At 35.9% G+C, this 12,058-nt stretch carries 11 protein-coding genes; 3 read left to right on the forward strand and 8 right to left on the reverse strand.

The genetic code is table 11. The annotated features are described in order from the left end of the window. Positions 1–434 precede the first annotated feature (434 nt). Positions 435–1,085, reverse strand: a complete 651-nt coding sequence (locus GGG_RS0101130) for a hypothetical protein (RefSeq protein WP_010111386.1) — start codon at positions 1,083–1,085, stop codon at positions 435–437. Between the two features lie 101 nt (positions 1,086–1,186). Here GGG_RS0101130 and ispF point away from each other — a divergent pair, with 101 nt between their 5' ends. Then, entirely contained in the window at positions 1,187–1,678 is a 492-nt protein-coding gene (ispF, locus tag GGG_RS0101135) for a 2-C-methyl-D-erythritol 2,4-cyclodiphosphate synthase (RefSeq protein WP_010111387.1), read from the forward strand. Positions 1,679–1,844: 166 nt separating this feature from the next. Here the strand turns inward: ispF and GGG_RS0101140 are convergent, their stop codons facing one another. The 6 genes from GGG_RS0101140 to GGG_RS0101165 all read right to left on the reverse strand — a co-directional run bounded on the left by GGG_RS0101140 (position 1,845) and on the right by GGG_RS0101165 (position 9,105). Continuing rightward, entirely contained in the window at positions 1,845–2,369 is a 525-nt protein-coding gene (locus GGG_RS0101140) for a protein tyrosine phosphatase family protein (RefSeq protein ID WP_010111388.1), read from the reverse strand. Positions 2,370–2,442: 73 nt separating this feature from the next. Further along, positions 2,443–3,534 carry a 3-deoxy-7-phosphoheptulonate synthase gene (locus GGG_RS0101145; protein ID WP_010111389.1) on the reverse strand — a complete coding sequence of 364 codons (1,092 nt, stop codon included), beginning with the start codon at positions 3,532–3,534 and terminating at the stop codon, positions 2,443–2,445. Positions 3,535–3,675: 141 nt separating this feature from the next. After that, a complete protein-coding gene (locus tag GGG_RS0101150; RefSeq protein WP_010111390.1) occupies positions 3,676–4,554 on the reverse strand; it encodes a sulfite exporter TauE/SafE family protein in 879 nt (292 codons plus the stop codon). A 469-nt stretch (positions 4,555–5,023) separates the two neighbouring features. Beyond that, positions 5,024–6,598 carry a PepSY domain-containing protein gene (locus GGG_RS0101155; RefSeq protein WP_010111393.1) on the reverse strand — a complete coding sequence of 525 codons (1,575 nt, stop codon included), beginning with the start codon at positions 6,596–6,598 and terminating at the stop codon, positions 5,024–5,026. 3 nt (positions 6,599–6,601) lie between these two features. Beyond that, complete coding sequence (locus tag GGG_RS0101160; RefSeq protein ID WP_010111395.1) at positions 6,602–6,880, reverse strand: hypothetical protein; 279 nt, start codon at positions 6,878–6,880, stop codon at positions 6,602–6,604. A 65-nt stretch (positions 6,881–6,945) separates the two neighbouring features. Continuing rightward, on the reverse strand, positions 6,946–9,105 hold the full coding sequence (locus GGG_RS0101165) for a TonB-dependent siderophore receptor (protein WP_010111396.1): 2,160 nt from the start codon (positions 9,103–9,105) through the stop codon (positions 6,946–6,948). Positions 9,106–9,335: 230 nt separating this feature from the next. Here GGG_RS0101165 and lpxB point away from each other — a divergent pair, with 230 nt between their 5' ends. Both lpxB and GGG_RS0101175 read left to right on the forward strand, forming a co-directional pair. Beyond that, a complete protein-coding gene (gene lpxB, locus GGG_RS0101170) occupies positions 9,336–10,508 on the forward strand; it encodes a lipid-A-disaccharide synthase (protein ID WP_010111398.1) in 1,173 nt (390 codons plus the stop codon). Between the two features lie 98 nt (positions 10,509–10,606). Continuing rightward, positions 10,607–11,107 carry a GNAT family N-acetyltransferase gene (locus GGG_RS0101175; RefSeq protein WP_010111400.1) on the forward strand — a complete coding sequence of 167 codons (501 nt, stop codon included), beginning with the start codon at positions 10,607–10,609 and terminating at the stop codon, positions 11,105–11,107. 64 nt (positions 11,108–11,171) lie between these two features. Here the strand turns inward: GGG_RS0101175 and GGG_RS0101180 are convergent, their stop codons facing one another. Next, positions 11,172–12,044 carry a DUF2797 domain-containing protein gene (locus GGG_RS0101180; protein ID WP_010111402.1) on the reverse strand — a complete coding sequence of 291 codons (873 nt, stop codon included), beginning with the start codon at positions 12,042–12,044 and terminating at the stop codon, positions 11,172–11,174. Positions 12,045–12,058 lie beyond the last annotated feature (14 nt).

Here is a 12,058-nt window from a genome sequence, read left to right on the forward strand (position 1 = left end):
CCCAGAGGGAGAAGGGACTCTCAATATTAATTTTCGATCATTTTTGATTCTTACAAAACGTTCATTGTCAGATAAATAAAAATCAGGACAAAAATAAGTGAAATAAACAATTGAAGCTTTGGATTGTTAGTACTGGTCATGGTTAATTCAAAGTTCAGTAAAGATTTAAAAATATTCATCGCATTGTCTTCTTTATTGTAAGTATTTAATCTGAGATTTAAGTTTATTAGATACTTCATCAAAAGGTATATGATTTTACAAATAAAGATGAAATTTTAGATTTATTATAAAATTAAGTATTGAGGAATATTGTTAGTACCGAGTTGTAATGCAAATTTGCGTTTTATTTTATGCGTTTCCCTCCTTCAGATGATCAAGATGCCAAGACATTAATGGACATGGCTTTGATCTAAATACGATGAATGCAATAAAAACTAATCATATAAACGATAAATTCCCGTAAAACGTTCACAGCCTTTTTGTTCTGTTTTTATTGATAAAATAGATTTTTGGAAATTGAGTTGATATTTACAATCATGTTCATTGTCTAAAATTTCACTCTTTTTTTCAGGTGTGGTATAGGCCAATAAGGTGAGTGTTTGTGTATCATTACGATTATTGGGATTGCGATAGGCAATTCCTTCGATCTTAATACGGTCTTTGGTTAATTGATGAATTTGTAAATGTATCGGTTGCTTTGAAATTTCACCATGCTCATATTTGATGAAATGTTGCGTTAAGCTTTGATTCATTGACGTGTAAAAGTTGAAGTCTTCTAAGCGGATGTCAATTTGTTGTTTTAAGCAGTCTGTAGACTTACATTGATTCAAACGGTTTAGCCACAATTGATTGGTATCGTTGATCAGACGAACAGGGGCATCAGTGACGAGATAGGCTGTTAAATATTTTTCATTTAACTGACTACGTAGATCTTTAAACTGTGTACTGCACAACTTCTTTAAAGTTGAGGAATTTTGCTGTTTGCAACTCGCAGGTAGGGCATAAACAGCAGATGTGCTGATACAGCTTAAAATGAGAGCAGATAAGAGGGGTTTAATTTGATTAAATTCTGTATTCAACAGCATGATCGCTTATACTTTCACAATGTTTGCATACGTACTATAGCGAAATAGAAAGTACGAATACAAGATTTTTCAAACTAAAAAATTGCATAAAGGGGCTGAAAATGATCATACCGATTCGTATTGGGCAGGGAATGGATGTGCATGCTTTTGATGAAGGTGATTTTGTGACTTTAGCAGGTGTGCAAATTCCACATACGCATGGTTTAAAAGCACATTCAGATGGCGATGTAGTGTTACATGCCTTATGTGATGCGTTGTTAGGTGCGCTGGCTTTGGGGGATATCGGACAGCATTTTCCAGACACAGATCCAGAGTTTAAAGGTGCAGATAGCCGTAAATTATTAAAACACGTTTATCAACTGATTTTAGATCGTGGTTATGTGTTGAATAATGCCGATATTACCGTGGCTTGTGAACGTCCAAAATTAGCCAAACATAATTTGGAAATGCGTCAAAGTATTGCGGATGTGCTCAATGTAGATATTACCCAAATCAGTGTAAAAGCAACGACAACTGAAAAATTAGGCTTCACTGGACGTCAAGAAGGGATTTTATCTACGGCTACAGTGTTGATTACGCATCCGACGAAGTAAAATTGATGATTTGATTATGCACTGTATCAGTTAAGCAAATTGAGCGAGTATTTTGAATAGATATCGTTTAATTGCTTAGCTGATTATTTGAATGAATAGTGAGGCTTAGCTTTGAAATGTAAGCACTCACGATCAATAATGATGAATAAGAACAGAATAACAAAAATCAAGAAAACTGATCAGCATTCATTAACGAATGTTGCAAATCTTCTGTTGCTTTACGCCCTTGAAGCTGTAAACCGACTGCATGGATTAAGCCCGTCCATGTTTCATTCGGTTCCCAGATTTGATGCAGTAGCTCTTGTGCAGTAGGCATATCCACATCCATAAAATATTGACGATACAGATACATCAAACTACTTACACGCATATTTTTTGCACAGTGTAGCCAAACCATTTTTTCCTGAACTAAATGTGCAATCAAGTCTAAAATGAATAAACACTGATCATCAGCAGGAGTATCCCACAGAATCGGGATTTGAATATAGTTCAGTCCAAGCTCTGCGCAAATTTTATCCTCACCAGCTAAATGTGGTTCAGCATCATTAAAGGCAAGATTGATAACAGTATCTACGCCATACGCCTTGATATGTTGGAATTGCTCTGCTGAAGGCTGTCCAGACGTAAATAAATGTTCATGTATAAACTGGAAGTCTGGAATTCGGCTGAGTTCTTGTTCAAATTCGTTCATAGCATTCTTACAAAGTATTTTCATTACATCATAAACAAAAACGCCATCTATGTAGATGGCGTTTTTAAATTAATTAACGTTTTGGTAAAATTTCTTTAAGCGCTTCGTCCATTTCTAACAAGGCTTTTTCAGTGGTTTCCCAATCGATACAACCATCAGTAACTGACTTACCATATTCCAAATCAGCAAGATTTTCTGGAATATCTTGACGTCCGCCTTTGATATGGCTTTCAACCATAATACCAACAATAGATTTATTACCATCTAAAATTTGTTCAGTAATATTTTTCAATACTAAAGGTTGTAAGTACGGGTCTTTATTTGAATTGGCATGACTAGTATCAATCATGATCTTGGTGCTTACTTTGGCTTTGGCTAAAGCATTTTCAGTTTCAGCAACAGAGCCTGCATCATAGTTTGGTTTGCCGTTACCACCACGTAAAACAACGTGAGCATATGGGTTACCATTGGTACGAATGACAGAAACTTGTCCTTCGTTATTTAAACCCAAGAAGCTATGACCATGTTTTACTGATTGCATTGCATTGGTTGCAACAGTTAAACCACCATCCGTACCATTTTTAAAGCCGACAGGTGAAGAAAGACCTGAAGACATTTCACGGTGCGTTTGGCTTTCAGTGGTACGTGCGCCAATCGCAGACCATGAAATCAAATCTTGATAATATTGTGGTGAGTTTGGATCAAGTGCTTCAGTTGCACATGGCAGACCCTTGTCATTCAACTCAAGTAAAAGTTTACGACCTAAACGCAAACCTTTTTCGATATTGAATGAATCATTCATATCAGGATCGTTAATTAAGCCTTTCCAACCCACAGTTGTACGTGGCTTTTCAAAGTAAACACGCATGATGATATACAGTGTATCTTTTACTTTTTCACTTAACACTTTTAAGCGATCTGCATAATCATGTGCAGCAACAGGATCATGTATAGAACATGGACCAATCACAACAAATAAACGTTTGTCATTACCATCAAGAATATTACGCACCGTTTCACGGCCATGCAGTACAGTTTGATAGGCATTTTCATTTAAAGGCAATTCAGCTTTAAGTTCAGCTGGAGTTACAAGTGTTTGAATGCTTTGTACATTCACATCATCAATATCTGATTGAGTAATTGGAGTAGACTGTTGTGTATTCATTGCCGTCACTGGGTATTAGATCATACAAAAGTATTTTTAGTTTCCTGAATATAACATGAATTGAGCGAAGTTTTGTTATAAATAAATCATTAAAACTTTACGATCAATTCATAAAATTCAGTTATGAGTTAAACCTGCGAATTAACCTAAATGCTGTTGTTGTACGTGTACAACCATCGCAGTTTGTGGTTTTTCTACAGGTTTGCTTTTTACAGGATTCAAAATAAAGTTGATACCCAATGCAAATAAGGTAATGCCCAATATTTTACGAATCATTTTTTCAGGTAAGCGAGAGCTAATCAAAGTACCGATAATAATGGCTGGAATTGAACCCACCAATAACCATCCCAGTAAATGAAAATCGACATTACCTGAAGTCATGTGTGCAAAGCCTGCAACAGAAGTGAGTAAAACTGCATGCACCACGTCTGAACCAATAATGCGAATCATAGGTAAGTTTGGAAACATGAGAATCAATGCCATGATTCCAAATGCGCCTGCGCCTACAGAGGAAAGTGTTACGAATACACCCAAAACGATCCCCATAATCACGACATAAGGGCGTTTGCCTTCAATCGTGAAATTATTGGTTTCATGGAAATCATGTTTTTCTGCACGAAATTTTGCAAAGAATTTTTCAATTTGTGCACGGAACATAATTGAAAGACCTGTCAGCGTCAGCATAAAGCCTAACACCATGGTCAATACGGCTTTGTAATGGGTTGAACCGCTTAAATAGGTTTCTAAAGCCCAATGAGTCGCAAATGATGCAGGAATACTACCCGCAGCGAGCCATAAAACAATGGGCCAAACAATATTCAATTTTTTAGCATGAACTAAAGAACCACAAAATTTTGAAATCGCAGCGTAGAGCAGGTCAGTACCAATCGCAATATGTGGCTCTATTCGAAATAAACTAATGAGAATAGGGGTCATTAAAGAACCGCCACCAACACCAGTAATACCTACGCAGAAACCAACGAGAACACCAGCTAAAATAAACTCAACAGGACCAACCATGACTTTAGTGCCAAATATCAGAAAACAGGCATATCTTATGACTTTTTGATATAAGTAGTTGTCTTGATTATTGATTTACTTATTCTAAAAAATGCTAAAGTGATTTTAAATTGATGCTTTGAAAATATCTATTTATATCTGATTGATAATATAGATGTTTTTATATCTTTTGAGCTGAATTAGATTTAAGACTTTATTTTTGGCTTTAAATCATTGACCGATAAAACTAAGCCAAAAATAAGAGGTGTGGAAAATAGACACAAGGCTACAACCGCAATGCTATTTCCAAAATAATGACTCAAGCAATTGAATGCGATGAATATTAAAATCAATGCAAGATAGCGAATGGTTCTGACATGCTTGGCTAGGATTGCCCATTTAGAATTTAAGGTTTTCTGAATTCGTCTGCTACTGACCAAATATAGACAATAACTCGCAATAAGAATCAATCCAAAAGCCATGATTAAAATCATTCTACAGACTCCGAAACAGGGGATTTGATTCGATTCTTTGCTAATTTTTGCTGAATCTTGGTTGTTGCTTTTTGTTGTATTGGAACTATTTTATGATGTAAAAAGATAGCCAATACCGCAAACAATAAAATCATTAAATCAACACGTAGAAATGCCCAATACTGTTGTATGGAATTTACATAGTGATTTGAAATTAAATAATAAAGATTAAAAATAGGTAATGCTAAAGCCAAACCAATAAACAGTTTAAGCTGAGATTTCCATAAATATTGTTGTGGTGTTATTAATACAAATAGGAAACTCATTAACCAAACAATAAAAAAACTATAGATTTCGTAATTTGGACCGTCAGTTTGTATTTGAACGAGTCTATTCACATACAAATAGCTTAGCATTGCAATCGGCAGCCCAATGATTGCAGCCGTATTTAAACGGTTAACTAAGTAATGTCCAAAGTGAAAACGATGGGTTTTATTTTGAATTTGACGCTTTAAACTCCACAATAATAAACCAGAGGCAATCATGGCACAGCCTAAAACACCTGAAAAAAAGAAAGCTAAACGTAAGATTGGTTGGGCAAAATGCGCCATATGCAGACCATAAACACCCGCATTTAATGTTGCAATTGCACTGTGATTACGAGTGTCGCCCAATAACGTTCCATCTTGTGCATTAAAACTGAGTTGAGCTTGATTACGAGTTATAGATTGATCTTTAAGTTCCGTGATCGTCAGTTGAGCTTGCTGGGTATTCGGCTGTTTAACTGTAATATTGTCAATTTCAGAATTTCCCCACTTTTGTTGCGTTTGCTTCAAGAAATAATCGATAGGCAACATGTGAGCTTTATTGACACTATCTCCATTTGAAGTCGTTGAAACAGTTCTAATTTCTTCAAAATATTGAAATGGATGATCGGGATACAGCTTTTTCATACCCGCAGGAAAAATAATGTAAAAGAAAATGGCTAAACCTGTAAAAGTGACCGTTAAAAAGAACGGCAAAGCCAATACCGCAGAAATATTATGAAAATCTAAATAAGAACGTTGCCCTTTAAATGCTCTTAATGTAAAGAAATCAGTAAAGATTTTTTTGTGGGTAATAATCCCAGAAATTAGGGTAATAAACATGACTAAAGCAGCAAGGGTAACAATCAGCCGCCCAATAAAATAAGGCATGCCATACAGTTGATAATGGAAACTATAGAAAAAATCACCACCTTGCGTTGCAGACAAATTCAGTTCTTTGCCTGTATTGGCATCTAAGGTTTTATTTTCATAACCACCATCCGCTTTTTGCCAATAGATTTTATTAACAGGAGTATTCGCATTGGCAACGCCGATATACCAGCTTTTGGCATCGGCTGCATTGGTTTGTAAATAGTCAAAAGCTGTGCGAACAGCGGTATCTTGTTGAATTTGAATACTTGCAAACTGAGGTTGCATCCATGTGCTGATTTCGTGGCGATAATAGGTGACAGATCCAGTAATAAATATTGCCAGTAAAAGCCAACCCAAAAGTAGTCCAATCCATGAGTGTAACCATGCCATAGATTGGCGAACAGACTTAAACATGGCTTAACCTACTAACTTCGAAAGTAAAAACAACATCGACAACAACGACAAAATAATGGTGGAGAGTTTTCTCAAAGATTGAATACAAAAGCTAAAAATCACAAAAATAATATAGAAAATAAGCGCTGAAAATGCCGCCAAATAAATAGATTCTGCTTTTGCAAAATAAGGATAAAATAAATCTGTTAATGATAAAGACAATAAATAGCTACAAATATACCCAATACCAAAAGCAAGGATAAAACGGTATAAGACTGATAATGGGTATTGAATTTTATGCATAACAAGACCATTTCATCCCGAAAGAAATGCCCTAAACTTTATAGATCGTTTAAGGCGCTATTCAATCAATATTTAAATTTTAAAGCAACATTATAGTTGGCTGGTGCACCATAAAAACCTTGAGCATCTGGAAAATTAAACAAATATTTTTCATCTGTAATATTGTTTGCATTTGCTTGCAGTGTCAGATTTTTATTGACTTCATAACTCGCCATAACATTGACGAGGGCATAAGCATCTTGTTGGATAATTCCAGCTTTTTGCGTCACTATGCCATTACTTGCTGTTTCAGCAACATCTAGATAAGTTTTATCTTGCCATTGAACACCTAAACCGAGTTTTAATTTAGGTAATTGTGGAACTTGATAAGTGGTTAATAGGTTAAAAGACTGTGTTGGATTGAAAGTACGAGCATCGCTACCATTGATTAAATCTTTTAAGCTCAATAAGGTATAACCAAAACTTAGGTTGAGATTATCTGTAAGTTGTCCTGCAAGACCGAACTCATAACCTTGTGAACGTAAATCACTGACTTGAGTTTTACGCAAGGTCGGTAAACCATCAGAGTTGCGTAATGGATAATTGCTTTCTTCTGTGCGGAAAACGGCCATTGTTGCTGTTAATTTATCATCTAACCATGAACTTTTTATCCCAATCTCATAGCTTTCGCCTTCAATCGGTTTATTGATACTTCCATCAATCGCTTTAGTGGTTTGTGGACGGAAAATAGAGGTATAACTCATATAACCTGTATATTCAGGCGTGAAATTATAAGTTAAGCCTGCATAAGGTAAGACCTTGTCTTCATCATAAATAGTATCTGTACCATAGCTAGAGCCTTTACTTTCAGCTTGAACATAATTCGCACCTAAAAGCATTTTCAAATCATCATTTAAATGCAAACGAGTTGCTGCATAATAACTTTGATTCTTCTGCTTCATATGCATTTCACCACTTGTTTTGGAGAAATCCCAAGTGGGTTCAGCCGCTGTCCAACTGGCTAAGTCAGTGGTTAAATGATTTGCATAGCTGCCACCATAGCCTAATTCATTGCTATTATTTTCAGACCATGAATAACCAAAAGTGGCTTCATGGCGTTGTCCGAATAATGGGTATGTCCCTTGCACGTTGATATTGGCTTGACGAGCTTTATTGTCATCAACATAAATACCTGGCCATAAGTACACACCTGAAGTCCCATCAGCACCCGGATTGCCCGATAAAAACAGCAGTTTTGAATTACGATCAGTTTGTTTTTCGTCATAAGACAATTTTGCGACCCAATCACCGCCTAGTTTTTGTTGCAATTCAGCGAAATAGTTTTTGATATTGGTGTCCCAATAGGTCCAATCAGGGCTGTAGTTGTAGTCTCGTGAATAATGGAGTTGTTCACCCTCAGTATTGATCAGTGGATTTGCGCCCCAGTTATTACCATTCGATTTATTGTTGGTTTCGGTATAACCAGCGGTGAACATAGTTGAATCGGTGAGATCCGCTTCAATTACAGCACCAAAACCATTTTTCTCAAGTGAATAGTTGTCTAAATAACTGTCACCTGTTTGTTGGTAGCCGAATACACGACCACGAATTCGACCATCTTGACTTAGTGCAGAAGATGCATCGGCTTCATAACGCTGCGTATTCCAAGAACCATAACTTGCATTAAAAGAAGCCTGTAGGTCTTGAGTAGGGCGTTTACGAATCATATTAATAGTTGCACTTGGATCACCCACACCATTATTTAAAGCATCGGCACCTTTAACAACTTCAATTCGGTCAAACAGGAAACTATCAGGATTATCATTGTTATAGTTATAACTCTCTAAAGGAAAACCAACACCATCGACTAAAACATTTGAGATTTCAAAACCACGTGCAAGGTAAGAGCTTCGGTCTGTTTCTTGGTTACTGACAATGACGCCCGGTACATTACGTAATACCTCACGGGTACTATTCAATGCAAAATCATCTAATTGCTGACGAGTGACAACATTGACTGTTTGCGGTGTTTCTTTGAGTGGAATATTGAGTTTAGTTGCACTAGAAGATTGTTGAACAATATATGCTTTAGATTGTTCAGAACTTTGTGCAGATTGATCAGCATTTGCTGCTACAGTGATTGTTGCTAAAGTTTGCACATCTTCTGCAAAACTGTATTGCGTACTAAAAATTGCGAGTGTGATGAGAGAAAGTTTAAAACGGTGTGTAGGGAGAGCGTTGAACATTGATAAATACAAATGAGAATAATTATTGCTTAGTTTATTGTTTGAAAAATAACTTTACAAGTTTTTTACAATCGAAAATATAAATTGAAAATTCTTTTTGATAGGGAATAGGTAAAGAGGTTTGTGATCGTCAAAACAATTCGTGCTTTATTTAGCGTGCTGATTTGCGATACTCACACTAATCTTGACTATGCTATGATGTGGCTGTTTAAAGCTTCAGGAAGAATATCTTGCAAAATCGGAAACTTAAAATTGGAATCGTAGTGGGTGAGGTATCGGGAGATACTTTAGGTGCTAAACTTATTCGCAGTTTTCGAGAACAAGGTATTGATGCAGAATTTGAAGGGATTGGTGGCCCACAAATGATTGCAGAAGGCTTTAACAGCTTTTATCCCATGGAAATTTTATCGGTCATGGGGATTGTCGAAGTCCTCAAAGATTTGAAAAAATTATTTGCAGTTCGAGATGGTTTGGTTGAAAGATGGACTGCAAATCCTGTCGATATTTTTATTGGTATTGATGCGCCAGATTTTAATTTACGTCTTTCTAAAAGTTTAAAACAGAAAAACTTACCGATTAAAACAGTGCAGTACGTCAGTCCATCGGTTTGGGCATGGCGTCAAGGGCGAGTGCACGGCATTAAAGCCAGTATTGATTTAGTGCTATGCTTATTTCCTTTTGAAAAAGCATTTTTTGAAAAGTTTGCTGTTCCAGCGGCCTTTGTTGGTCATCCTCTTGCCAGTCAATTGTCATTACAAAATCCAATTTTAGATGCAAAACAAGAGTTAGGCCTAGATATTAGCCAAAAACATATTGCATTATTACCAGGGAGTCGCCGTGGTGAAATTGAACGACTTGGGCCATTGGTTTTAGATGCAGCAAAGATCATTCATCAAAAACATCCTGAATATCAGTTTATCATTCCTGCAATCAATGATTTACGTAAACAGCAAATCGAAGAATTATTAAAAAACTATCCTAAACAACTCACAGATCAAATTCATTTGCTTGAAAATAGTGATAAAGAAGCAAAAATTGGTCGTCAAGTGATGAATGCTGCCAATATTGTGGCCTTAGCATCAGGTACAGCGACCTTAGAAGCTTTATTATTACACCGTCCAATGGTGACTTTTTATAAATTGAATTGGTTAACCTATGTGATTGCGAAGCTTTTGGTCAAAATTCCTTATTATTCTTTACCGAATATTATTGCAGGTAAAAAAGTCATCCAGGAATTGATTCAGCAAGATGCAACACCTGAAAATTTAGCCAATGAAATTGAAAAGTTAATGAATCAGGAAACTGCTCAAATTCAAGTGATGCAATTATTAACCATGCATAAACAGCTTTTAGCAGGCAATAGCGAAGATCCTGTGCAGGCGATTTTGTCTATTTTAAAATAGCTTCAGTTTTAAAATAACCTCAGTGTTTTATTCGCATTGATATTCAATCTTATAAACTTGATTGTATTAAAAGTGATGTAAATCGGAAAATCATTAAAATGAATATTTTCGTCCAAAAAGCGCAACAAGATCATGTTGAACGTATTGTTCAAATTCATGGTCTTGCTTTTATTCGCCAAAAAGATTCATATCAATGGGTTGTTTCGACGCTTAACGCGTATCCTCGTTATATCTGCTATGTGATTTATGTTGAAGATCAAATCGCAGGTTATATTTTTTGGGCTCAAAAGTCTGGTTTTCGACCAGAAGTGATTTTAGAACTGGATCAAATTGCGATACATCCTAATTTTCAAGCCAAAGGTTTGAGTAAAATTTTGATTACAGATTCTTTAAAAATGCTAGACCTTGAATTGCATCAGAATGAACAAATCATTAAAAAAATTTTGGTGAGTACCAGTAAAGATAATTTTGCGAAAAAAATTTACCAAGATGTACTGGCTGCAAAAGAAGTGGCTGTAATTTCTGATTTATTTCGCTTAGCTGAGGTTTATTTAATCAGTGATCGACAGGATTTAAAGTTTTTAGACAATTCATTTTAATGATCATCCTCTCCTTTAAAAAAGAGAGGATACGTTGCATTGGTTTTCAATCTGATGAATTAGATTACTCAGCTCGAATTTTCAATTCATAACCCGTATATTTACGGATATTAATCACGCCAGTATCCATAATTAAATACTGACCTTTGATACCTTGTAATTTGCCACGAATCACTGGGGTTTTATCCAAATTGTGAGATTTTATCTTTTCTGGATAAAGATCTACAGGGTAAACAAATTCACGTGGTAATTCATTTTCAAGTAATTCAACAGTTTCATTAAATTCAAGATTTTGGGCAAATTCATCACGAATGGTCTGGATTTTAGGTGCAAATTCTTGTACCAATTCATTACGAATTTCAATTAAATTCACAGGCTCAGCTTCGCCTTTGAGCAATTTACGCCAATCGGTTTTATCTGCAACTTGAGTACCAAACATAACTTCAAGTTGACCTGAAAGACGACGTGAACCGACTTTCATAATGGGTAATGCTTGAGTCGCACCTTGGTCTAACCAACGCGTTGGCATTTGACCAATACGGGTAATCCCAACTTTTAAAGCACTGGAATTGGCCAAATACACAATGTGTGGTTGGAAACAAACTTCATGGGCAAAATCATCTTCTCGGCATGTACCTAAATGATAATGACATGTTTCAGGCTTCATAATGCACATATCGCAAGCAGCTTTGGTTTTCATGCACTTAAAGCAGTGACCTTGTGAATAAGATTTCGGCGTTTTAGAACCACAAGAAACACAGTAAATATTTCCAGTCGCTTCAATTTCGATTTCTTGACCTAAGCTAAACGGAAGGTCGATTTCTGACCGATCTAATATAAATTTATATTCAACATTTGCCTTATGTGTTTGCTGATCAGTTACACTTAGGTCTTTTAGACCTGCATGCATTTTATGGCAAATGCCTTGTAGTTCCATGTTTAATTACTCGC

The sequence above is a fragment of the Acinetobacter sp. P8-3-8 genome, from assembly GCF_000214135.1.
In the GTDB taxonomy this organism is placed as follows: Bacteria; Pseudomonadota; Gammaproteobacteria; order Pseudomonadales; family Moraxellaceae; genus Acinetobacter.

Bases quoted from the DNA above. Each gene is read 5' to 3' on its own strand.
- GGG_RS0101175 (WP_010111400.1), top strand. From the start codon at position 10,607: ATGAATATTTTCGTCCAAAAAGCGCAACAAGATCATGTTGAACGTATT.
- GGG_RS0101155 (WP_010111393.1), bottom strand. From the start codon at position 6,598: ATGTTTAAGTCTGTTCGCCAATCTATGGCATGGTTACACTCATGGATT.
- GGG_RS0101165 (WP_010111396.1), bottom strand. From the start codon at position 9,105: ATGTTCAACGCTCTCCCTACACACCGTTTTAAACTTTCTCTCATCACA.
- GGG_RS0101130 (WP_010111386.1), bottom strand. From the start codon at position 1,085: ATGCTGTTGAATACAGAATTTAATCAAATTAAACCCCTCTTATCTGCT.
- GGG_RS0101160 (WP_010111395.1), bottom strand. From the start codon at position 6,880: ATGCATAAAATTCAATACCCATTATCAGTCTTATACCGTTTTATCCTT.
- GGG_RS0101145 (WP_010111389.1), bottom strand. From the start codon at position 3,534: ATGAATACACAACAGTCTACTCCAATTACTCAATCAGATATTGATGAT.
- ispF (WP_010111387.1), top strand. From the start codon at position 1,187: ATGATCATACCGATTCGTATTGGGCAGGGAATGGATGTGCATGCTTTT.
- GGG_RS0101140 (WP_010111388.1), bottom strand. From the start codon at position 2,369: ATGAACGAATTTGAACAAGAACTCAGCCGAATTCCAGACTTCCAGTTT.
- GGG_RS0101180 (WP_010111402.1), bottom strand. From the start codon at position 12,044: ATGGAACTACAAGGCATTTGCCATAAAATGCATGCAGGTCTAAAAGAC.
- GGG_RS0101150 (WP_010111390.1), bottom strand. From the start codon at position 4,554: ATGGTTGGTCCTGTTGAGTTTATTTTAGCTGGTGTTCTCGTTGGTTTC.